The sequence below is a fragment of the Chryseobacterium artocarpi genome, from assembly GCF_001684975.1.
GTDB lineage: Bacteria > Bacteroidota > Bacteroidia > Flavobacteriales > Weeksellaceae > Chryseobacterium > Chryseobacterium artocarpi.
Genome location: NZ_MAYH01000023.1, coordinates 385,921 through 407,620, shown reverse-complemented (window position 1 = coordinate 407,620; position 21,700 = coordinate 385,921). Strand labels below are relative to the sequence as shown.

The 21,700-nt window shown below is 36.0% G+C and carries 19 protein-coding genes; 8 read left to right on the top strand and 11 right to left on the bottom strand.

Annotated elements, in window-relative coordinates; genetic code table 11:
• Positions 1-48: 48 nt before the first annotated feature.
• Entirely contained in the window at positions 49-1,593 is a 1,545-nt protein-coding gene (locus tag BBI01_RS09850) for a hypothetical protein (RefSeq protein ID WP_065394499.1), read from the bottom strand.
• A gap of 148 nt (positions 1,594-1,741) precedes the next feature.
• Between BBI01_RS09850 and BBI01_RS09845 the strand changes: the two genes are divergently transcribed.
• The 4 genes from BBI01_RS09845 to leuB are packed head-to-tail and all read left to right on the top strand — an operon-like array spanning position 1,742 to position 6,046.
• Positions 1,742-2,905, top strand: a complete 1,164-nt coding sequence (locus BBI01_RS09845; protein WP_083190064.1) for a 2-isopropylmalate synthase — start codon at positions 1,742-1,744, stop codon at positions 2,903-2,905.
• A gap of 29 nt (positions 2,906-2,934) precedes the next feature.
• Positions 2,935-4,323 carry a 3-isopropylmalate dehydratase large subunit gene (gene leuC / locus BBI01_RS09840; RefSeq protein ID WP_065394498.1) on the top strand — a complete coding sequence of 463 codons (1,389 nt, stop codon included), beginning with the start codon at positions 2,935-2,937 and terminating at the stop codon, positions 4,321-4,323.
• Positions 4,324-4,332: 9 nt separating this feature from the next.
• Positions 4,333-4,941, top strand: coding sequence for a 3-isopropylmalate dehydratase small subunit (gene leuD, locus BBI01_RS09835; protein ID WP_065394497.1), 609 nt, complete (start codon positions 4,333-4,335; stop codon positions 4,939-4,941).
• A complete protein-coding gene (gene leuB, locus BBI01_RS09830; RefSeq protein WP_065394496.1) occupies positions 4,922-6,046 on the top strand; it encodes a 3-isopropylmalate dehydrogenase in 1,125 nt (374 codons plus the stop codon). Before leuD ends, leuB begins: the two co-directional genes overlap by 20 nt.
• Before the next feature lie 201 nt (positions 6,047-6,247).
• Here leuB and BBI01_RS09825 read toward each other — a convergent pair whose 3' ends face one another.
• The 10 genes from BBI01_RS09825 to BBI01_RS09780 all read right to left on the bottom strand — a co-directional run bounded on the left by BBI01_RS09825 (position 6,248) and on the right by BBI01_RS09780 (position 17,081).
• Entirely contained in the window at positions 6,248-6,433 is a 186-nt protein-coding gene (locus BBI01_RS09825) for a hypothetical protein (protein ID WP_065394495.1), read from the bottom strand.
• Between the two features lie 12 nt (positions 6,434-6,445).
• The gene (locus tag BBI01_RS09820) at positions 6,446-7,051 is read right to left on the bottom strand and encodes a DUF4230 domain-containing protein (RefSeq protein ID WP_065394494.1); all 606 of its coding nucleotides are present in this window, start codon (positions 7,049-7,051) and stop codon (positions 6,446-6,448) included.
• 3 nt (positions 7,052-7,054) lie between these two features.
• A complete protein-coding gene (locus BBI01_RS09815) occupies positions 7,055-7,618 on the bottom strand; it encodes a TlpA family protein disulfide reductase (RefSeq protein ID WP_065394493.1) in 564 nt (187 codons plus the stop codon).
• 3 nt (positions 7,619-7,621) lie between these two features.
• Positions 7,622-8,089, bottom strand: a complete 468-nt coding sequence (locus tag BBI01_RS09810) for a pyrophosphohydrolase domain-containing protein (protein WP_065394492.1) — start codon at positions 8,087-8,089, stop codon at positions 7,622-7,624.
• Between the two features lie 150 nt (positions 8,090-8,239).
• Positions 8,240-8,707 (bottom strand): hypothetical protein, encoded by a 468-nt coding sequence (locus BBI01_RS09805; protein ID WP_065394491.1) that lies wholly within the window; start codon positions 8,705-8,707, stop codon positions 8,240-8,242.
• Between the two features lie 12 nt (positions 8,708-8,719).
• The gene (locus tag BBI01_RS09800; protein ID WP_065394490.1) at positions 8,720-9,427 is read right to left on the bottom strand and encodes a glycohydrolase toxin TNT-related protein; all 708 of its coding nucleotides are present in this window, start codon (positions 9,425-9,427) and stop codon (positions 8,720-8,722) included.
• 455 nt (positions 9,428-9,882) lie between these two features.
• Complete coding sequence (locus BBI01_RS09795) at positions 9,883-12,114, bottom strand: zinc-dependent metalloprotease (protein ID WP_065394489.1); 2,232 nt, start codon at positions 12,112-12,114, stop codon at positions 9,883-9,885.
• Positions 12,115-12,290: 176 nt separating this feature from the next.
• Complete coding sequence (locus BBI01_RS09790) at positions 12,291-15,224, bottom strand: reprolysin-like metallopeptidase (protein ID WP_065394488.1); 2,934 nt, start codon at positions 15,222-15,224, stop codon at positions 12,291-12,293.
• Positions 15,225-15,426: 202 nt separating this feature from the next.
• A complete protein-coding gene (locus BBI01_RS09785; RefSeq protein ID WP_065394487.1) occupies positions 15,427-15,924 on the bottom strand; it encodes a DinB family protein in 498 nt (165 codons plus the stop codon).
• 17 nt (positions 15,925-15,941) lie between these two features.
• Positions 15,942-17,081, bottom strand: a complete 1,140-nt coding sequence (locus tag BBI01_RS09780) for an acyl-CoA dehydrogenase family protein (protein ID WP_062699683.1) — start codon at positions 17,079-17,081, stop codon at positions 15,942-15,944.
• A gap of 193 nt (positions 17,082-17,274) precedes the next feature.
• Here BBI01_RS09780 and BBI01_RS09775 point away from each other — a divergent pair, with 193 nt between their 5' ends.
• From BBI01_RS09775 to purC, 4 genes are all read left to right on the top strand, one after another.
• The gene (locus BBI01_RS09775; protein WP_065394486.1) at positions 17,275-19,149 is read left to right on the top strand and encodes an endonuclease; all 1,875 of its coding nucleotides are present in this window, start codon (positions 17,275-17,277) and stop codon (positions 19,147-19,149) included.
• Between the two features lie 407 nt (positions 19,150-19,556).
• Positions 19,557-20,162 carry a SatD family protein gene (locus tag BBI01_RS09770; protein WP_065394485.1) on the top strand — a complete coding sequence of 202 codons (606 nt, stop codon included), beginning with the start codon at positions 19,557-19,559 and terminating at the stop codon, positions 20,160-20,162.
• A gap of 2 nt (positions 20,163-20,164) precedes the next feature.
• On the top strand, positions 20,165-20,860 hold the full coding sequence (locus BBI01_RS09765) for a DUF3307 domain-containing protein (RefSeq protein ID WP_065394484.1): 696 nt from the start codon (positions 20,165-20,167) through the stop codon (positions 20,858-20,860).
• A gap of 36 nt (positions 20,861-20,896) precedes the next feature.
• Positions 20,897-21,619, top strand: coding sequence for a phosphoribosylaminoimidazolesuccinocarboxamide synthase (gene purC, locus BBI01_RS09760; protein ID WP_065394483.1), 723 nt, complete (start codon positions 20,897-20,899; stop codon positions 21,617-21,619).
• The last annotated feature ends 81 nt before the right edge of the window (positions 21,620-21,700 follow it).

Here is a 21,700-nt window from a genome sequence, read left to right as displayed (position 1 = left end):
GCTTTTATTGAAGTTTTTTTTATATCCAAAATATTACAGGAATTCTAATCAACCTTTCCTTTTATACTTTACCTTCTTTTTGATAATTTCAATCACATCCACATTCCTCACTTTAGACTGAATCCAACCATGAATATCTATATAAAATAAAGACCGTCTGTAATATTCGTTGTGAGAAAATTCTTCTAACTTTTTATCAAATGCTTCAAAAGCTTTCTGTCTTTGATACAAAACTTGATTATTCAGGTTCTTAAAAAATTGAATACTTTCAAAGTGAAAATCTTCCGGTTTTTTCATCTTTTTGGCAAATTTCAGCGTAGAAGCAATGAATTCATCATAATCCTCATCATTTCCTGACTCATATTTTGACATCAAAATAAGAATTCGGGTATGGAATAAAAGATCTTCCTGTACATTTCCTTTAGATTCAATCACTCTCATAGAGTATTCAATGGCTTTTTTGTACATTTTACTTCCAAAGAACATGGCTGCCATTTTAAGATAAAGGATCATAAAGTGGTGTTCGTCAATTCTTTCTCTGAGTTTTTCCATTTTTAATTCAATCTCAGGAATAAGCTTTGTTCCGGTAAAAAACTCACCCTTCACAAAGTGAATATTCATCAGTGTATTGTAATGGGTAAGGAAGATAAGTGACTGTAAATTTTCATTCTGAGCGAAGTTTTCAGCATTTACCATCTTATTGAAATCTGCAAAATGTTCTTCCAGAATATCAATATTTCCATACAGGAAAAGAATTTTCAGTAAATAAGTGTTTCCTTTAATATACCAAACCGGATGGCTGTAAATCATCTCCGGGCTTTTATGAAAGAGATCAACCCATTGATAGGCGTATTTTAAAGTATATTTATAATCCTGTAACAACTGATTTTTCCAGACATGTGCTTTGAAATACCAAAGTTTCTCCGTGAAATTCAATTTGTCAAAACTGATATTTTTAATCTGTGCATTAAAAAACTCCATAACTTCCTCACGGTCGGTATTATTTTTCACATAGCCATGTGTCAGCATTTCACTGTATAATTTCAATGAAAGGTTGGAAAGTTTGGTAGTGTATCGGTTCTGTTTACTTAACTCTTGAGATTGTCTGATTAGTTCTTCAGCACGTCCTTCAATACTTCGGGTAATGAACTGTGATTCAATAACCTTTTCAAGATCTATAACCTCAGAAGCAATGCTTTTTTCATCCAGTTCCAAAGCGGTTTGTTTGGTTTTATCTAAGATTTTTAATGCCTGTTTATAAAGCCCTTTCTGATATAAAATATTGGCAAAATCCAACTGTTCCCTAAGCTGTATACGATAGTTCTGATGACTTGGGTTCATGCGGAGACTTACAAGAATTTGCTTGTAAAGATGTGCTTTTAGGTTAGAAAGTTGCTGTTTCGTAGAGATTTTCTTTTCAATAATGACGGTTTCATCATATTCCTTCATCTTATCCATTTCGGAAAAGAGAAGTAAAAATTTTGCATCTACATTAATTCCGAGACGGTTTACATACAACTTAAACTGTCTTTTTTCAGAGGTGGTCAATGACTTTACCAATACAAACAAAAAATCTTTCTGCAATTCTGCCATTGTAAATTTATAAGGTTTAAATAATTAAATATCAGTGTGATAAAATGAATTCTTTAGCTATTGAATATTGTAATTTTCAGGAAAAATAAAAATCAAAAAATATTGCAAGCTGTAGTTTTGGATCAAAATTAAGTAAAAAACTTCATTTATGAATTCCGAAAAAATTGAAATTTTTGATACCACGCTGCGAGATGGAGAACAGGTTCCTGGGTGTAAACTAAACACGGAACAAAAACTTATTATAGCTGAAAAGCTTGATGAATTGGGAGTTGATATCATTGAAGCAGGTTTTCCGATTTCCAGCCCTGGAGATTTTGAATCTGTTTCTGAAATTTCAAAACTCGTAAGAAATGCAAAGGTCTGCGGACTCACAAGAGCCAATAAAAAAGATATTGATGCCGCAGCTGAAGCTTTAAGATATGCAAAAAGACCAAGGATACATACCGGAATCGGAACGTCTGATTCTCATATTAAATATAAATTCAACTCAACAAGGGAAAATATCATTGAACGCGCAGCAGAAGCTGTAAGATATGCAAAGAGCTATGTAGAAGACGTTGAATTCTATGCGGAAGATGCGGGAAGAACAGATAATGAGTATCTGGCAAGGGTTTGTGAAGCAGTCATCAAAGCCGGAGCGACCGTTTTAAATATTCCGGATACTACAGGATATTGCCTTCCGGAAGAATACGGACAGAAGATAAAATATCTGAGAGAGAATGTAAAAGGTATTGAAAAAGCTGTTTTATCATGTCATTGCCACAACGATTTGGGGTTAGCAACTGCGAATTCAATTTCCGGAGCCATCAACGGGGCACGCCAGATTGAATGTACAATCAACGGTTTAGGTGAAAGAGCCGGAAATACAGCGTTAGAAGAATTTGTAATGATCTTAAAACAACATAAAGATTTAAATCTGTATACCGACGTAAACTCAAGAATGCTAAATGAAATGAGTGCAATGGTTTCTGATCTGATGGGAATGTCTGTACAGCCGAATAAAGCTATTGTAGGAGCTAATGCATTTGCCCACAGCTCAGGAATTCATCAGGATGGCGTGATCAAAAACAGGGAAACTTATGAGATCATTGATCCGTCTGAGGTAGGAGTGAATGAATCATCTATTATTCTTACGGCAAGAAGCGGACGTTCTGCACTTGCCTATAGATTTAAACATATCGGTTTTGATGTTACGAAGAATGAACTGGATTATTTGTATCAGGAGTTTCTAAAAATAGCAGACCTGAAGAAAGAAGTAGGAAACGATGATTTGGCTCTGATCATGGAAGTTTGTAGCCGAAAAATAGGATAGAGTTTGATATAATTCAAGTAAAAGTAAAAATGAACAACGATAAAAAAACACTTTTTGATAAAGTTTGGGACGCTCATGTTGTAGACACGGTTCCGGACGGACCACAAATCGTATATATTGATAAACACCTGATTCACGAAGTTACCAGTCCACAGGCTTTTGCAGAGCTTGAGTCCAGAAACCTTGAAATATTCAGACCTGAGCAGATTGTAGCAACAGCTGATCACAATGTACCCACACTTCATCAGGAACAACCTATCCGTGATGAATTATCAAGAAATCAGGTTCAGCAATTAACGGAAAATTGTCAGAAAAATAATATAGAATTATTCGGATTGGGACATCAGTACCAGGGAATCGTTCACATTATTGCTCCGGAATTGGGGATTACCCAGCCGGGAATGAGTATTGTTTGTGGTGATAGCCATACTTCAACGCATGGCGCTTTTGGAGCCATCGCTTTTGGAATTGGAACCAGTCAGGTAGCTCAGGTATTTGCCAGCCAGTGTTTGTTGCTTAACAAACCAAAGTCTATGAGAATTACCGTGAATGGTAAGCTTAATGAAAATGTTCAGCCTAAAGATGTGATTCTGTATATCATTTCAAAGATCGGAACAGATGGCGGAACAGGATATTTCTGTGAATATGCCGGAAATGTTTTCGAAGAAATGTCGATGGAAGGAAGAATGACCGTTTGTAATATGAGCATCGAAATGGGAGCAAGAGGAGGAATGATTGCTCCTGATGAAGTTACTTTTGAATATGTTCAGGGTAGAAAGTTTGCTCCAAAAGGTGAAGAATGGGATGAAAAAGTTGCTTACTGGAACACCTTGAAAACTGATGAAGGTGCTGTTTTTGATAAAGAATTAAGCTTTGATGCTTCAGAAATCTATCCAATGATTACTTACGGAACTAATCCTGGTATGGGGATATCAATTCATGAAACGATTCCTGCGCCACAAAATGAATCGGAAGCAAAGGCATTAAAGTATATGGGATTGGAAGCGGGACAAGCGCCATCCAGCATTAAGGTAAACTACGTGTTTATAGGAAGCTGTACCAATGCAAGAATTGAAGATTTCCGCTCTGCGGCTCAGTATATCAAAGGAAAAAGTAAATCAGAAGCTGTAAAAGCGTTGATTGTTCCCGGATCTCAGCAGGTGGTAAAGCAGATCTATGAAGAAGGTTTGGATAAAATATTCAATGATGCGGGGTTTCAGATCCGCCAGCCCGGATGTTCAGCTTGTCTGGCGATGAATGATGATAAAATTCCTGAAGGAGAATATTGTGTTTCTACTTCCAACAGAAACTTTGAAGGAAGACAGGGGCAGGGAGCGAGAACAATCCTGGCAAGTCCGCTTACAGCAGCAAAAGCCGCAATAGAAGGTAGAATTTCTGCTTTTGAAAGTTTAAATTAAAAAGAATTCATGCAAAAATTAGTTATAATAAAATCCAGTGCAGTTCCTCTGCCTGCAGAAAATATAGATACAGACCAGATTATTCCGGCAAGATTCCTGAAAAGTATAGACAGGAAAGGTTTTGGAGAAAATCTGTTCAGAGACTGGAGGTTTAATATTCATACCAATGAACCCAATCCTGATTTTGTCTTAAACAATTCAAAATTCAGTGGTGAAATTCTGGTGGCAGGGAATAATTTCGGATGTGGAAGTAGCCGTGAACATGCGGCATGGGCGCTGACAGATTATGGTTTTAAGGTGATTATATCCAGTTATTTCGCAGATATTTTTAAAGGAAATGCTCTCAATAACGGACTTCTTCCAGTAAAAGTCTCTGAAGAATTTTTAAAGGAGATTTTGGAAGGAATTAATGAAAATCCGGATAATGAAATTGCCATTGATGTAGAATTGCAGTCTATCAGTTTTAAAGATACTACAGAAACTTTCGAACTTGATTCATATAAAAAAATATGCCTATTAAACGGCTATGACGATATTGATTTTTTAATCAGCAAAAAACAGGCGATCACAAATTTTGAACTAAAAACACAAAAAACAAATGAGCAACAATTATTTTAAAATCGCAGTACTTCCCGGAGATGGAATAGGTCCCGAAATCATCAGTGAAAGCATCAAAATATTAGATGTAATTGCGGAAGCATTCCAGTATAAATTTCAGTTTGATTATGGATTGATCGGTGCTGAAGCTATTTTTAAAACAGGAAATCCTTTGCCAGATGAAACTTTAAAAATTTGTAAAGAATCTGATGCCGTGCTTTTTGGAGCGATTGGTGATCCTGCATTTGATAATAATCCGGAAGCAAAAGTACGCCCTGAACAGGGATTATTGAAACTTCGTAAAGAGTTAGGATTATTTGCGAATATCCGTCCGTTAAAGACATATGCCTCTCTGATTGAAAAAAGCCCATTGAAAAGAGAAATTGTTGAAGGAGCAGACATTCAGATCTTCAGAGAATTGGTAAGCGGTATTTATTTCGGTGAAAAATTTACTGATCCTGAGGGGGCTTACGCTTATGATATCTGTAAATACAGCAGAGAAGATATTCTTCCGATTGCTCATATGGCATTCCAGGAAGCGCAGAAAAGAAATAAAAAGCTGACATTAATTGATAAAGCGAATGTGCTGGATACTTCAAGGCTATGGAGAAAAATCTGTCAGGAAATTGCTTCTGAATATCCTGATGTACAATTGGATTATATGTTTGTAGATAATGCAGCGATGCAGCTGATTATCAATCCGAAACAGTTTGATGTTATTTTAACAGAGAATATGTTTGGTGATATTATTTCTGATGAAGCAAGTGTAATTGGTGGATCCATCGGTTTGCTTCCGTCTGCATCAGTAGGAGAGAGTAATGCTTTATTTGAGCCTATCCACGGTTCTTATCCACAGGCGAAAGGAAAAGGCATTGCTAATCCGATAGCTTCCATTTTAAGTGTAGCAATGATGCTGGATCATCTTAATCTTCATGCTGCCGCTAATAAACTGAGACAATCTGTAGAGCATGCTATTGAAAATAAGTATGTTACCATAGATCTTAACAGCAAACAATATTATTCTACAAGCGAAGTGGGAAGCTTCATTGCGGATCACATTAAATATTCTGAAAAATCATATTATAATTTTGAAAATGTAAAAATCGGTAAATCTACCATTGTATAAATAAAAAAGTTCACTTAGATAGATAGTTAGAAGAAAGGTTCTGTTTCATATGATACAGAGCCTTTCGACTTTTTAAACGGTAATATTTCTTTACAATAATTTTAAATAAATAGAATTAAAAAGGTTCCGCCTCATATAGAGACAGAACCTTTTGTTTTTTATTCTAAAACTGAAATTAAAATCAACCTTCATTGGTTTATCTTATTCCTTTGTATTATCCGTTTTTCCTGATTTGTTTTTAGAAGATTTTTGAATGTCTTCTTTGTCAATGTCAGGGGGATTAACCTTTTTCGATGAAGCAGGAATATTCTGGAAATCCTGATTCTGCTTTTTAGTCTCTGCTGTATTGGCAGATTCTTTCTTTTTGCTGTTTCCTTTTGAGTCCATTGCCTGAATTATTTAGAGTCCAAGAACACCGATCTTTCCGGTCTTATCTTCTATAGTATAATTCAAAGCTTTTGCCAAAACGAAAATATTATCAAGATTTTCCATTAATTGTTTGCGTCCTTCACTTCTTAATTGATTCTGATCAATCGATTTAACCGCAGTTTCCTTCGCTTTTGTAGTTACATTTTTAATGTCTTTTTCAGAAATTCTATTAAAAAATGAATCATCCAGCGATTGAATTTCCACACTGGGTGTAATTCTTATATCTGCATCAGGAAGTTCTGCAATGATCAGCTTTTTATTGATGGAATCCACTTCAAGCTTCATCTTATTAAGATCATAAGAAACCTGAGCATTGGTTTTGGTATAGGTAATGATACTGTTACTTGAAACTTCTTTTCCAAGAAATTCATAACCCATTTTGGTTTTCTGCATGGTAGAACTGTTCTGTTCTATCACTACCATCTTATTCATCTTGGAGATCTGGTTGGTCAGAATATAATAATCTGATTTCTCCGTTTTCTTTCCAAGGTTAAGACAGGATTTAAGACCAAAAAAGAGCAGTACCATCACTCCGGCACCGGCTGCAAATGATAAAATTGTTTTATAATTTCTCAAAATCTATTTAAAAATATCTTTAATTACAGACGAATCATTCTTTTTCAGGATTTCAACCATATCTCTTTCAATATAACCGGTAGTAGGCATTTCTATAATTCTTCCGGCTTCTTTGCCATATCTTTTCAGGATAATGGTAGGTACTTTCTGTACATTATATAGAGATTCATCTCCTGTTGGAGATTCTTTTTTACGGTTTACCGCAATAATGGTGAGCTTACTTTCCGGAAAACCTACTTCTTCCAATATTTTCATTAATCTTGGAATATCTCTGTGGCTGTCTTCACACCAGGTTCCCATGAAAACAATGATATCATAAGATCCAAGTCTTTCTTTTTTCAGTTCACTGATTGCTTTTTGATCCAAAGCATATTCATCGTGTTCTTTTACATACCAATCTGCATAGGGAGCCTTTAAGAACTGCTCTTTCAGCTGATGTCCCAAAAGCATTTTGCCGTCTTTTTCTGTATTTACTTCGCGGTTTACCACTACTTTTTGAGCGCTAAGCTGCTGGGTCGCTAAAAATAGACCTGAAACGGCAACAAGGTTTGTAATAAATTTTTTCATATTTTATTTCTCAATAATTGACTTTAGATCAGCAGGAGAGTAGTATTTGTTTTTTAATACTTTATGGTCTGCTTTTCTGTAAACGTTGAACTTTTCACCAGACTTTTCATAAAAAGATTCTACTTCCTTTTCTTTATAGAATTCAACGGTTTCATTAGCCTGCTCTTCATTGTCACATGCTTTAGACATATTAGAACGCTGAACTTCGTTGAATAGTTCTACAAATTTATTGCCAAGACCGAATTCCAGAACGGCACCACTCAAAACATATTGTAAATCACAAAGAGCATCAGCAATTTCTACGATATTGTTATCTGCAATTGCCTGCTTAAGTTCGTTTAATTCTTCCTGTAAAAGTTCAACTCTCAGGTTGCATCTTTCAGGAGAAGGAATTTGTGGGGTGTCTAGAATAGGGGCTTTGAAAGTAGTATGGAATTCTGCTACTTGGTTCAAACTATCAATTTTATCCATGAATTTTTTTATTTATGACAAAGATAGAAAACGATTCGTTAATGGTGAAATGTCCGAGGTAAATAAGCTTGATTATTTATATGTATTTATTTGTACTAATCTTTGATTAAAAATACAAGTTATAAGCTTTAAACTAAAACTATAAAAAAGCTACAACTCTAAAGTTGTAGCTTTGTTTTGTAATGTGTTCAATTTCAGTTGTTCCAGTTCCTGATACTCCCAGATTCCTGAGATTTGTAAGATTTCTAATCCCGGTTGTCTTTCCCCGTAACTGAATACGCAAATATATTTTGACTGGCATGATGGGCAATCTGTTCCGAAATATAGAGTTGGTAAATCATTTACTGTCAGCTCTCCCAAATGGATCATCCTTTGTGAAGTTTCTGCAACCATTCCGTTTTTTAATAATTCGGATTTAGGTAAAACTTTATCTTCATGATAAACCTGAATGATTGGAAACCCTGATTGATAAGGAAATATTTTAATGGTATTTTCATGATTACAGTTACAGCATGTAAATTGAGTAATCGCAGCCGGAATTGCTTCATCATTGACAAATCTGTCTTTTGCTAGAGCTGCTTTTTTACCAATGCTTATTTTTTTTGATATTGAATACATCTGAATTTATTTTTACTGAATAACGGTTCCTACACTATTAGGGTATTTGCCGCTTGGACTTTTTTTGATGGTGATTTTTACATAACCTTCTTCGGCTAATTTATTCCATGTTTTTTGATATCCTGTTGCAATATCAATCGGAATTTTCCACATAGTTTGTTTGCCTTTACCTTCCATATTAAACCAAGGGATAATATCCGCAGTTTGTGATTTGAAAGGGAGTGCATTATTTACCACATCAATCTCGTAATAGAAATCATATTTGTTTTCCGGCTGATTTAATGCTCTTTGAGTAAAGGTATATACATATCCGTTAATGATAGGACTTGTAAAGCTTCCTCCCAATGTAGGAACACCCGTTCCGTCATAGCTTCCGATAGCCCCGCTGTATCTGTCGAATTTTTGTCCCGCTACAAAAGGTACATCATCTACAATATTATAACCTCCGTTTGCCGGTGGCCAGCCTCCGTTCAGGTTATTTGCTTTGAAAAGAGCTTCAAGTTCGCTCCATTTTCCCTGTTTGTATAAATCGTATGCCTGATTTCTGATGGTGGCACTTACGGTTCCGGCTGTATCATAGGTGGCAGCAAGTTCATCTGCGTTTTTGTAGAATACAATTTTTACAGGATTGTTGTCAACTTCTTCATCTCTGTCTGAGCTACAGGCAATTGAAAAAGAGGCAATCGTTAAAATAAAAAAGTACTTAAATAAATGTTTCATATAATAAATTTTAAATTATGTAAAAAATTAATTAAGTATTATCAGGGAATGGCAGGTGTCTTTTACCGTTATGGCTTTGTAAAAATGATTTAAATATAAAGAGGGCTAAAATTGCACTTTGTAACTTAGAATAACTTTTAAAGTATAACCAATCAATTTCTGTCAACGAAATAAACCTGTATATTGCCTGAAAAGCACAGGTAAAATTCCCTTAAATACAAATTAGAGTACGGTACAACTAAAAGTAATGTATTGAATGGTAAATTTAATTAAAAAGTCAATAACTAGTGAAATTATTTATAATAAAACATTATTTAAGAATTAATTGAATAAATATTAATGTTTTGTATTAAAATATTTAATAGCATATATGCTGTATTTTAAATCATGCGACTTATTTAAAATCAAAAAAGCTACCCTTTTAAAGAGCAGCTTTTTTTATGGTAAATATAGATTTATTCTTTGATGAATATCTTGGAGAATTTTCCAATCTGGATTACATAATTTCCTTTTACCAATATTCTTACGTCAGCTGTTCCTTGCTGAAGGCTTCCTGACATTACCAGTTTTCCTGACATATCATAGATTTTGTAATCCTCGGAATTTGTATTGGATAACCTAAGAATGTCTTTCACAGGGTTAGGGTACAGCTTTATTTCTGTAGACTTAGTAAAACCAGTTTCTACAGTGGATAGTTTTCCTGATTCTGTTACAGATATATTTGCCTTATTCACGTTAAAGAAAATATGGTTACTTCCTTTTACCATAATTCTTCCGGAAGTAGTTGCTGTATCTGGAATCGTTACAGATTCTGAACCGTCATTTGGAGTTTCTGCTGATAGAGTAGTCCACGTATTTCCATTGTCTGTAGACCAAAGAATATCTACATTGGCAGCATTGATGTTGTTTGCTGTGGTTCCTGCAACATTCCACGTCACAGTTTGTGAGCTTCCTCCTGTGTAAGAGATGGCATCACTTTGTGAAGTCACAATGAAAGGACCAGCTGCTGCATTTACTGTTATTTTTGCATCATCCGAATTATTTCCTGCTCCTCCTAATCTGTTGTCTCTAACGGTAAATCTGAAATTTAAGTTCCTTGATACTAAAGATAAGGCTTCTACGTCTATTTCTGCTCCCATTGTTTTGGTTGAGCCGGCTAACACAGTTGACATTCGTGGGAAGTATCTTACAGGAGATGTTGTAGGTGTCCATGATCTGAAAGTTGGTCCTAAAGTTTTTGTAGGAGTAGCCGCAGAATTGCTTCCTGTTTGAGAAGACGTTCCTCTATCCATCTGTTCCCAGATATAAGTAAGTGAATCCCCGTCAGCATCCGTTCCGGAACCTGTAAGCACAAAGGGAGTACCCTTAGGAATCGTATAATCTTGTCCCGCATCCGCCGTAGGAATTGAATTTCCGGTAGGAGAGTTTACAGAACATGTTTTTGTTTTAATATTATCGGTAATCTGTTCAATGCTTCGGGCATGAAAGAAAGGGTCTGAATGAGCCTGAACATCATATCCGGTAATACCAGCATATCCCATAATAGTAGATCCAGAGCCCGGTTCTACAGGCTGTAAATCCGTTTGTGTACTATAAGACCATGTGTGATTTCCACCGAACTGATGTCCCATTTCATGAGCTACGAAATCGATATCAAAAGTATCACCTGAAGGAATTCCATTGGATGGAGAAGTATATCCGGCACCTTTATAATTATCAGGATAAGTTCCCATATTAAGGTAGGTTCCCATATCATCACTGCATATACAGCCGATACAGCCTGCATCCCCACCGCCTCCTGTTGCACCCAGCAAGTGACCGATGTCAAAGTTTTCATTACCAATGGTAGAACTCAAAGCATTCATGAGCTCAAGATTCCATCTATTCATTTGTCCGGATGGAGAGAATGGGTCTGTTGAAGCATTGGTATAGACAATAACATCATTATTGGGAATCAAGACCATTCTTGCAGCAAAGTCATTTTCAAAAATACCGTTTACGCGGGTAAGTGTATTGTTCATTGCTGCTAAAGCCTGTGCCTTAGTACCACCAAAGAACGCTGCATATTCTCCCGTACAGGCAAGCGCTAATCTGAATGTTCTTAAAGTAGCATCATTGGCATTCTTTGCACTGATAAGACCGGAAGTGTCTTTTTGTGCTGTTTCAAGAACTTTACATTCAAGTTTGTTTAAGTTATCTTTTCTGTCAGATCTTTTATATACTACATAAGTTGACTGATCTTGGGTGTAAGGTTCAATGAAGACCGCAGATTTATCTCCATAAATTTCCATTGAAGAAAGCCCTAAAGAGGAAATACTGAAGTAAATAGTCGAAGAAGGATCTTCTACACCTTGTCCTACGTAAGATTTGATATCAGGGTATCTGGCTGCCAGCTCAGGAGTGAAATTTGAATTTTCAGTTACCTTGAAAGCTTCCATTTTTCCATTGGAGTTTGGAAAAGAAATTGTAACTCCCGATTTTTCAGTTAATCTTTTTGGCGTTTTTGCCAATGAATTCTTTAAACGATCAATATCCAGATGAAAAACTCTTGGATTATCAATACTTTTCATGTTTTCAAGAATGGGCGAGGAATTTTTCTCAGATCTTTTAGACCATAGACGGTCTGTTTGCGCAAAAGAAACGCCAGATAACACCAGCATCCCCATCATTAATAATTGTTTTTTCATGTTGCCGTGAATTTTTGCAGTTCAAAACTAGTTAAAATATTAGTAAAAAAATAATTTTTCTTTAGAATAATTTAAAATAAGAAATAAGTGAAATGTATAACTCGTTGATAATAAATAAAAAAAAGACTGCCCTTATACAGAGCAGTCTTCACATCGTTTAAAATTTTAATAGACTATTAGTTCTTAATGAATCTTTGAGCCTTTTCTCCAACTTGGAGCATGTAAGCACCTTTTACCAGGTTACTTACATTTACTGTACCTCTCTGAAGTTTTCCTGAGTCAATTAGTTTTCCACCCATATCGAAGATTTTGTAATCTTCAGATGATGTATTTGAAATATGCATGATATCTTTTGCAGGGTTCGGATATAGCTTAATACCTGTGATCAGATCATTAGTGTTAGACAAATCACCTCTTCCTGAAGAAACGATATTCACCGTATAATCTTCCACTTGTCCATAGGTATAAGCTTCACATGAAGATGTAGGGATTGAGCTGTACTTCATCATGACTCTCATTCTTGTTGAGCCAATTGCAGCAGTTGCAGGAATCGTAATAGATCCTGTAACCGGAGAAGTGGTAGATCCAGCTTTTGTCCAAACTAATTCTCCGCTGTCTGTGAAGTCTCCGTCACCATTGTAATCAATGTAAACAGCATAAGCTTCGCTGTATTTGGTAGATGTCCAAACCGGCGTGATAGAGATAGTGTAAGAGTTCCCTCTGGTAACGTTTGTAGAAACAGAAGTGAAGTTCTCATAACCTGCAGTTCCTGTTGACGTATTATTGATCGTTCCGAAGCTTACATTTCCAATTCTTTCATCAGCTGTATTAGATGCGGAAGATGAACAATAAGTAACTGTACCTCCTCCTGCAAGAGTAGTAACGCTTACTGTGTTACTTGAAGAAGAAGTATTACCTGCTGCATCTTTTGCTTTCACAGAGAAACTGTATGTTGTAGAAGGAGTCAATCCTGTTGCAGTAAGAGTGGTGGAAGCTGTAGAACCAATCAATGAAGATCCTTGATATACATCGTAACCTGTAACTCCCACATTGTCTGTAGCTCCAGACCAAGATAGGTTTGTGCTTGTAGAGGTAGTTCCTGAAGCCGCAAGGGTAGGTGCTGTAGGTGCAACAGTATCAGGTGTTCCTGAACCAGCATTTACTGAAATATTGGCATTGTTTACATCAAAGAAAATATGATTAGATCCTTTTACCATAATTCTTCCTGTAGTGGTAGTAGCATTAGGAATTGTTACAGCCTGTGAACCATCATTTGGAGTTCCTGATAATAGAGTAGTCCAAGTAGTTCCGTTGTCTGTAGACCAAAGAATATCTACGTTAGCAGTATTTACATTGTTAGCGGTAGTTCCTGCTACATCCCATGTTACAGTTTGTGAGCTTCCTCCCGCATAGGTAGTTGCTGAATTCTGTGATGTTACAAGAAAAGGTCCCGCAGTGCTGTTAACAGTGATTACTGCATCATCGGAGTTATTTCCTGAGCCTCCTGCTTTATTATCACGAACGGTAAATCTGAAATTGAGTGTTCTGGCTACTGAAGAAAGTGCTTCAACAGTAATTTCAGAACCGGCAGTTGTGGTTGCTCCTGTCAATATGGAAGCCATTCTTGGGAAATATCTTGTAGGAACCGTAGTTGGAGCCCATGATCTGAAATTAGGTCCTGAAGCTTTTGTAGCACTTGCTGCCGAACTTGCGCCTGTTTGAGAAGAAGACGCATTATCCATCTGTTCCCAGATATAAGTTAAAGAATCTCCGTCTGCATCTGTTGCTGTGCCGTTAAGTACAAATGGAGTTCCTTTCGGAATAGTATAATCAAGACCTGCATTAGCTGTCGGAATAGAATTTCCTGTATTTGTATTTACCGAGCAGGTTTTAGCTTTAATATTATTAGTGATCTGTTGAATGCTTATTGCATGGAAAAATGCATCAGAATGGGGTTGGATATCCTGGCTGGTAATCCCTGCGTATCCCATGATGGTAGATCCGGAACCTGGCTCCATATTAGCTCCTGTTCCTTCATTACTCATAGAAAAAGTATGATTTCCTCCGAATTGATGCCCCATTTCGTGAGCCACATAATCTATATCAAAGTTATCTCCTGATGGAATGGCATCTGCAGGAGAGGTGTAACCGCTACCTTTTGAGCCATTTGTACAGATACAACCGATACAACCCGCATTTCCTCCACCTCCGGAAGCCCCGAATAAGTGTCCTATATCGTAATTAGCTTCTCCGATTACAGATGTTAAAGTGCTTTGTAACTGTGAATTCCAGCTGCTCATTCCTGAAGCGGCAGAATAAGGGTCTGTAGAAGCATTGGTATAGATAACAGCGTCATTGTTGGCAATTAATACCATTCTTGCAGCAAAATCTTTTTCGAAAACACCGTTCACACGGGTCATAGTATTATTGATGGCAGCTAAAGCCTGAGCTTTTGTCCCTCCGAAATAAGCTGTATATTCTCCTGTAGTTGACAATGCCAGTCTGAATGTTCTTAATTTCGCATCATCGGCATTTGGTCTTGCCGCAAGGTCTGCATTATTCGCTCCTTTTTTGGCTACATCTATTACTGTACATTCAAATTTGCTTAAATCATCTTTCTTATCAGACTTTTTGTATACTACATACGTTGAAAGATCTTTTGAATAAGGCTCAATGAATACCGCTGATCTGTCACCATATATCTCCATTGAAGATAATCCTAGTGAAGACACACTGAAATAAACTGTAGAATTGGGATCTTCAAGACCTTGTCCTATGTAGGATTTGATGTCCGGATATTTTGCTGCCAATTCAGGAGTAAAGTTGGAATTTTCCCTTACCTTGAAGTTTTCCATTTTTCCTTCAGAATTTGGGAAAGAGATGATAATCTCTGATTTTTCACCGGCTGCCAGTCTTTTGGGTGCTTTTGCTAAAGCGTTCTTTAATCCGTTGATGTCGAGGCTGTAAACCTTTGGATTATTAATGTTTGTTTTGTTTTCAAAGATCTCCGAAGAAGTTCTTTTAGAGTCTTGAGACCAAAGACGGTCAGTCTGTGCATAGGAAACTCCAGTGATTAGGAGCATTCCAATCAGGGTTAATTGTCTTTTCATATTAAATATTTGTTTTTATTATGGTAAATCGAAATTAATAAAAAATATATTACGAAAAACAAAATTATTTAAGAAAATTTTAGACTTTATGTTTAATTTACTATGTAGAACATTGTATATGATTGAAAAGACGTTTCCAGAAAAGAAAAATGCCACATGTATAAAACATATGGCATTCGTATATCAAATAAAATGATTGTATTTACATCTTATCATCAGCGGTGGGTCCGTAAAGTCCGGGAACCTTATTACCGGTAGATCTTAGATAAACAACCAGTTCACCTCTGTGATGGTACAAATGATTAAACAGAAAACCTCTTACAACCTGAACTTTTGGTGAAGGAGGGAAAAGTACATTTCCGTTCATTTCCATTTTCCATTCATTGAAATAAGTGTTTTCATCTGAATTTTCAAGAACTTTTTGTGCCTGAGCTACATTTTCTTCAAATTTGGCAAGAATATTTTCAGCTTTGGAGATATCACCTTTGTCGTATTGATATTCTCCCATGTCAAAAACATCCTGGTTGAAGGTAGAGTCGTACCAGTTGTAAACTTCAGCAATGTGAGAAGCTAACTGAGCTGTTGTCCAGTTTTTCTCAGACGGTTTCCAGTCTAAAGCGCTGTCAGGGATTGCTTTTAAAATTTTTCTGGTGTTTTCTGCTTCATGCAAAAATTCACCTAAAAGTGCCTGTTTGATCATTTGTATGAGGATTAAAGTTATTTTGTAATATCTCTTCCGATCACCAATCTCTGGATTTCAGAAGTTCCTTCTCCAATAGTACAAAGCTTAGAATCTCTGTAGAATTTCTCAGCAGGGAAGTCCTTTGTATATCCGTAACCTCCGAAGATCTGAACCGCATTGTTAGAAATTCTTACACAAGCTTCAGAAGCATATAATTTTGCCATTGCACCTTCTTTTGTCATTTTTTGCTTAGCATTTTTCAATGTAGAAGCTCTTTGGATCAAAAGTTCAGCAGCATCAATTTCAGTAGCCATATCAGCAAGCATGAAGTTTATTGCCTGGAATTCAGAGATTGATTTTCCAAACTGATGTCTTTCTTTAGCATATTTTAAAGCGGCTTTATAAGCTCCTCTTGCCGTACCTAAACTTAAAGCAGCAATAGAAATTCTACCACCATCTAATATTTTCATAGCCTGCTTGAAACCTTCACCTACTTCTCCTAAACGGTGAGAATCCGGTACACGTACATTATCGAAAATTAATTCAGCAGTTTCAGAAGCACGCATTCCCAGTTTGTTTTCTTTTTTACCGGAAGTGAAACCTGGCATTCCTTTTTCTAAAACGAAAGCTGTAGAGTTATTTTTAGCTCCTTTTTCTCCTGTTCTTGTCATTACCACAGCAATATCTCCTGAAATAGCGTGGGTAATAAAGTTTTTAGCTCCATTGATGATCCATTCGTCACCGTCTTTCACAGCAGTTGTAGACATACCACCAGAATCGGAACCTGTATTGTGCTCTGTCAATCCCCAAGCTCCGATTACTTTTCCGGATGCCAATTGAGGAAGCCATTTATTTCTCTGTTCTTCATTTCCAAACTCATAAATATGATTTGTACAAAGAGAATTGTGTGCTGCTACAGAAAGTCCAATAGAAGGATCTACTTGGGAAATTTCATCCAAAATAGCAACATATTCGTGATAGCCCAGTCCGGAACCTCCATATTGCTCAGGCACTACGATTCCCATGAAGCCCATTTCTCCAAGTTGGTGAAATAAGTCTTTCGGAAAAGTCTGGCTCTCATCCCACTCCATAATATTTGGTCGGATATTCTTTTCTGCAAATTCTCTAGCTGTCTCCGCTATCATTTTGATGTTGTCAATTGTCTCTGTATTCATATTGATAATAGTTAGTTCCCAAAGATAATTAAATTGGCGGAATGCTAAAGAAAATTATTCAAACCATAATAGGGCAATTTCCAATATTTTAATTTCCAGTTTTTTATATTTTTATAATTTAATATATTCGTAATAAAATATTCAGGTTTTTGCGTATTTTATTTCACTAATTTAGCCTCCCAATTTTTAAGGCATGAAAAAAATTCTACTTCCTATTATTTTGATATCCTCTTATATTTTCGCGCAGGCTCCTGCCGGTTATTATGACGGAACAGCAGGACTTACAGGCTATGCCCTGAAAACAAAGGTTCATGAGATTATCTCTAAAAAAAATATCAACTGGCATTATGATGATCTTCCCGGATTTTACAATCAGACTGATCTTGACTGGTATTATGATGGTCATACACAAGCTAACAATAGTACCATTTTGTTAGATATTTATTCTGAAAATCCTACTGGTCCTGATGCTTATGAATATACTTCAGCCAACCTTATTAGTAGTACAGGTGGTGAAGGAGAGGGGTACAACAGAGAGCATGCTGTGCCTCAGAGTACATTTAGCAGTAGCTATCCTATGTTTTCTGATTTACATTTTGTAATTCCTACGGACGCTAAAATTAACCAACTGAGAAACAATTACCCTTATGGTATTGGTAATTCAACGTTGCATTACACCTTTACGAATACTTCAAAAATTGCCAATAGCGCCATTCCAAATTATGCTTATACAAATAGGGTGTATGAGCCTATTGATGAATTTAAAGGTGATGTAGCCAGAATGCTGTTGTACTTTGTTGTCCGCTATGAAAACAAGTTGCCATCATTTAATTATTCGACTAATATTAATCCGGCAGTAGACAGGTCTGCTCTTGATGGAACAATAGAAAGGGCATTTGATGCACCATATATTGCTATGCTTCTTCAATGGCATCAGCAGGATCCGGTTTCTCCAAGAGAAATCAACAGAAATAATGCGGTGTTTGCTATCCAAAAGAATAGAAATCCTTTCATTGATAATCCACAATGGGTAAACGAAATATGGAATCAGACACCGGATGCAATTGTTCCTCAGGCTCCCTTAAATGTAACAGCAGGGCAAACCGGCGCCTATTTTACAACCTTAAGCTGGTCACCAAGTACAAGTTCAGATGTGATTGGGTATAATATTTACCAGAATGGAGTGTTTTTAAGCTCCACCAAGTCAACAACACTGGTTATTGATCATCTCAATCCTTCTTCTTCCTATACTTATACCGTGAAGTCTTATGATAATGGATATTTGAATTCATCAGACAGTAATGCTGTTGTTGTAAATACTGTTGCTTCGGATGGCTTTGCAAAAGATCTGTTTATTTCTAAATATATTGAAGGAACATCTGATAATAAAGCAATAGAAATCACGAATAAAACAGGTCATCCTGTAGATCTTAAAGATTATAAACTGTCTGTTCAGGCATACGGTAATTCTAATTATTATTTTCCTGCCGGCTTTGAAATGGAAGGGATGATACAAAATAATGAAAAGATCGTAATTTTAAATCCAAGGTCTAATTTAACATGTTTCAATATGGAACAGGCAAGATTTGTGACGGCAGCGCCTCAATTAGCTTATGACGGAGATAAATATTATGAATTGAGATATAAATCAACAACAGTTGATGCTTTAGGAATTAAAAATCAGTCCAATGCTTCTACCTTAAAAGATGTTTCTTTATACAGAAAAACTTCTGTTAGTCAGCCTTCAAGTTCTTTTAATAGTACGGAATGGGATATTTATCCGGTAGATTATTGTCAGGATCTGGGGGGAACCCTATCTACTTCGGAGCTTATTACTTCAATTAATAAAGAGTTTAAGATTTACCCAAACCCAGTCTCTGAAAATATTTATGTAAGCGGGGAGACTGAAAAGGTAAAAACTGCACAAATCATTGATTTCTCAGGAAAAGTAGTTTACACGGAAAAAGATCCGTTTAGAAATAAGAAAAACATTTCTGTACAAGGAATTCCTGCAGGAGTTTATCTTCTGAGATTGGATGATAAAGTACAGCAATTTATAAAGAAATAAATCAAGGTATATTTTACCTTCATACGATGCGTAAACCTCATAGATTTTTAAAATCTATGAGGTTTTTTTATAATGAGATCGCTTTGCTTTGTACAATGACTCCTTAGCCCCGATAGTAACGGTTACCCCACAGCAGTGGAGGAAAAGCCTGGCGCGAGGAGTATGAGTGAATAGCGGGAAACAGCTCCCAGAATGAAAAAATATTAAAAAAGTTGAGTTAATATTCATGAGTTGTAAAAAAAATCAATCATCTTTTTACTTTTTTATAATTTTATAAATTCCTTTAAAGCCTTCAAAACCTTATGTTTACGATATAATCGATATAAGCATATTCACTAATAATCAATATCTATAAGTGTTTTTGCTTATATTTTTTATATATAAGTAATTATGCTTATATTTGCAGTATGATAGCGGTCATTACCGGTGATATTATAAATTCACAACATGCAGATACTGAAGTTTGGATCACCAAGCTGAAAAATCTTCTCGAAAATTGGGGGAGCGCTCCTGATACATGGGAAATTTACAGAGGGGATGAATTTCAGTTTAAATGTAGTATAGACTCTGTCTTCTGGCATTTTCTAGCCATTAAATCTCTTATTAAAAGTCAGGAAAATCTCGATGTGAGGATTGCCATAGGTATTGGAGAAGAAAGTTTTTCATCTGAGAAAATTACCGAATCCAATGGTACCGCTTATGTACATTCAGGAAGGCTATTGAACGACCTTAAAAACGATGGACATACCGTTGCCATCAAAACGTCCAACGATGCTGTAGACAGGGATCTGAATATCCTTCTGAAATGGTCATCAAAGGATTTTGACAACTGGACAATGGCTACTTCAGAAATCATTCACGAAATGATTATGAACCAGGATATTACCCAGGAAGATCTTGCCAAAAGATTTGCTATTTCACAGTCTTCTATCAGCCAGAGACTGAAACGGGCTAACTATGAGCTCATCGTGGAAACCAATCAGTATTTCAGAAAGAAAATCTCAGAACTATAGGCATGATCTTTATCAAACTCATATTGGCACATCTACTCGGAGATTTTATACTTCAGCCAAATTCATGGGTTGCAGATAAGGAGAACTATAAACTAAAAAGCAAGTTTTTATATCTTCATATTCTGATTCACACTGCTTTAAGTTTAATTTTCCTTTGGGATTTAAAACTTTGGTGGGTCGCAGTATTGGTGGGTATTTCTCATTTCATTATTGATTTGGCAAAGCTTAGTTTTCAAAATGTAAAAACGAAAAAAAGATGGTTTTTTATAGATCAGCTGCTGCATGTTTTAGTGATCAGCGGTATATCTTTTTATTTCGGAGAATTTACATTTGACTTTTTACAAAATCAGGAATTTTTAAAAATAATAATGGCAGCATTGTTTCTTACAACGCCTGCTTCTATTTTTATTAAGATCCTATTATCATCATGGACACCTGCTCCGGATGGTCCCAACAATATCCAAACCGAATCTTTAACAAGTGCCGGAAAATATATCGGAATTTTAGAACGTCTTCTTGTTTTCACCTTCATTCTGGTGAATCATTGGGAAGGCGTAGGTTTCATGGTTGCTGCCAAGTCTGTTTTCAGATTCAGTGACCTTGCACAGGCAAAACAGAGAAAACTCACGGAATATGTATTAATTGGTACATTGCTGAGTTTTGGACTGGCTGTCTTAACAGGAATAATAATAAAGTAAATCAATAAATCTAACTACAATTTAGAAAGTAAAATTATGAGTCAAAAGAAAGAAATGTTGTACGAGGGGAAAGCGAAACAAGTATTTGCTACCGATAATCCTGATGAAGTAGTAGTACGTTTCAAAGACGATGCTACAGCATTTAACGCTCAAAAGAAAGGTCAGGTTGATCTGAAAGGGGAGATGAATAACGCAATCACAACCCTTATCTTTGAATACTTAAATGAAAAAGGAATCAAAACTCATTTCATCAAACAATTGGACGAAAGAGAACAATTGGTAAGAAAAGTATCTATCATTCCATTAGAAATGGTTGTGAGAAACTATTCTGCAGGAAGTATGGCACAAAGATTAGGAGTGGAAGAAGGAATTAAATCTCCTGTAACAATCTTCGATATCTGCTACAAAAAAGACGAATTAGGAGATCCGCTTATCAATGATCACCACGCTGTTTTCTTAGGAGCTGCAACTTACGAAGAGCTTGACGAAATGTACGAGTTAACATCAGATATCAACGAGATCCTTATCGACTTATTTGACAAGATCAATATCATCTTAGTAGACTTTAAAATCGAATTAGGAAAAACTTCAGACGGTGAAATCATCCTTGCAGACGAAATTTCTCCTGATACTTGCAGACTTTGGGACAAAGACACAATGAAGAAGCTTGACAAAGACAGATTCAGAAGAGACTTAGGTGAAGTAACAGAGGCATACGTTGAGATCTACAACCGTCTTAAAAATCTTTTAGGAAAATAAGATACCAGATGTCAGACATCAGATGTTGACACTGAAAATACTTTGTTAGTAAAACAAAATTACAATTTGAAGTTAGCTTTT

Excerpts from the sequence above, each read along its gene's own strand:
- BBI01_RS09780 (WP_062699683.1), bottom strand. The coding sequence starts at position 17,081 with ATGAATACAGAGACAATTGACAACATCAAAATGATAGCGGAGACAGCT.
- BBI01_RS09765 (WP_065394484.1), top strand. The coding sequence starts at position 20,165 with ATGATCTTTATCAAACTCATATTGGCACATCTACTCGGAGATTTTATA.
- BBI01_RS09850 (WP_065394499.1), bottom strand. The coding sequence starts at position 1,593 with ATGGCAGAATTGCAGAAAGATTTTTTGTTTGTATTGGTAAAGTCATTG.
- BBI01_RS09845 (WP_083190064.1), top strand. The coding sequence starts at position 1,742 with ATGAATTCCGAAAAAATTGAAATTTTTGATACCACGCTGCGAGATGGA.
- BBI01_RS09805 (WP_065394491.1), bottom strand. The coding sequence starts at position 8,707 with ATGTATTCAATATCAAAAAAAATAAGCATTGGTAAAAAAGCAGCTCTA.
- BBI01_RS09770 (WP_065394485.1), top strand. The coding sequence starts at position 19,557 with ATGATAGCGGTCATTACCGGTGATATTATAAATTCACAACATGCAGAT.
- BBI01_RS09775 (WP_065394486.1), top strand. The coding sequence starts at position 17,275 with ATGAAAAAAATTCTACTTCCTATTATTTTGATATCCTCTTATATTTTC.
- BBI01_RS09785 (WP_065394487.1), bottom strand. The coding sequence starts at position 15,924 with ATGATCAAACAGGCACTTTTAGGTGAATTTTTGCATGAAGCAGAAAAC.
- leuD (WP_065394497.1), top strand. The coding sequence starts at position 4,333 with ATGCAAAAATTAGTTATAATAAAATCCAGTGCAGTTCCTCTGCCTGCA.
- BBI01_RS09825 (WP_065394495.1), bottom strand. The coding sequence starts at position 6,433 with ATGGACTCAAAAGGAAACAGCAAAAAGAAAGAATCTGCCAATACAGCA.
- purC (WP_065394483.1), top strand. The coding sequence starts at position 20,897 with ATGAGTCAAAAGAAAGAAATGTTGTACGAGGGGAAAGCGAAACAAGTA.
- BBI01_RS09795 (WP_065394489.1), bottom strand. The coding sequence starts at position 12,114 with ATGAAAAAACAATTATTAATGATGGGGATGCTGGTGTTATCTGGCGTT.
- BBI01_RS09815 (WP_065394493.1), bottom strand. The coding sequence starts at position 7,618 with ATGAAAAAATTTATTACAAACCTTGTTGCCGTTTCAGGTCTATTTTTA.
- BBI01_RS09810 (WP_065394492.1), bottom strand. The coding sequence starts at position 8,089 with ATGGATAAAATTGATAGTTTGAACCAAGTAGCAGAATTCCATACTACT.
- leuB (WP_065394496.1), top strand. The coding sequence starts at position 4,922 with ATGAGCAACAATTATTTTAAAATCGCAGTACTTCCCGGAGATGGAATA.
- leuC (WP_065394498.1), top strand. The coding sequence starts at position 2,935 with ATGAACAACGATAAAAAAACACTTTTTGATAAAGTTTGGGACGCTCAT.
- BBI01_RS09790 (WP_065394488.1), bottom strand. The coding sequence starts at position 15,224 with ATGAAAAGACAATTAACCCTGATTGGAATGCTCCTAATCACTGGAGTT.
- BBI01_RS09800 (WP_065394490.1), bottom strand. The coding sequence starts at position 9,427 with ATGAAACATTTATTTAAGTACTTTTTTATTTTAACGATTGCCTCTTTT.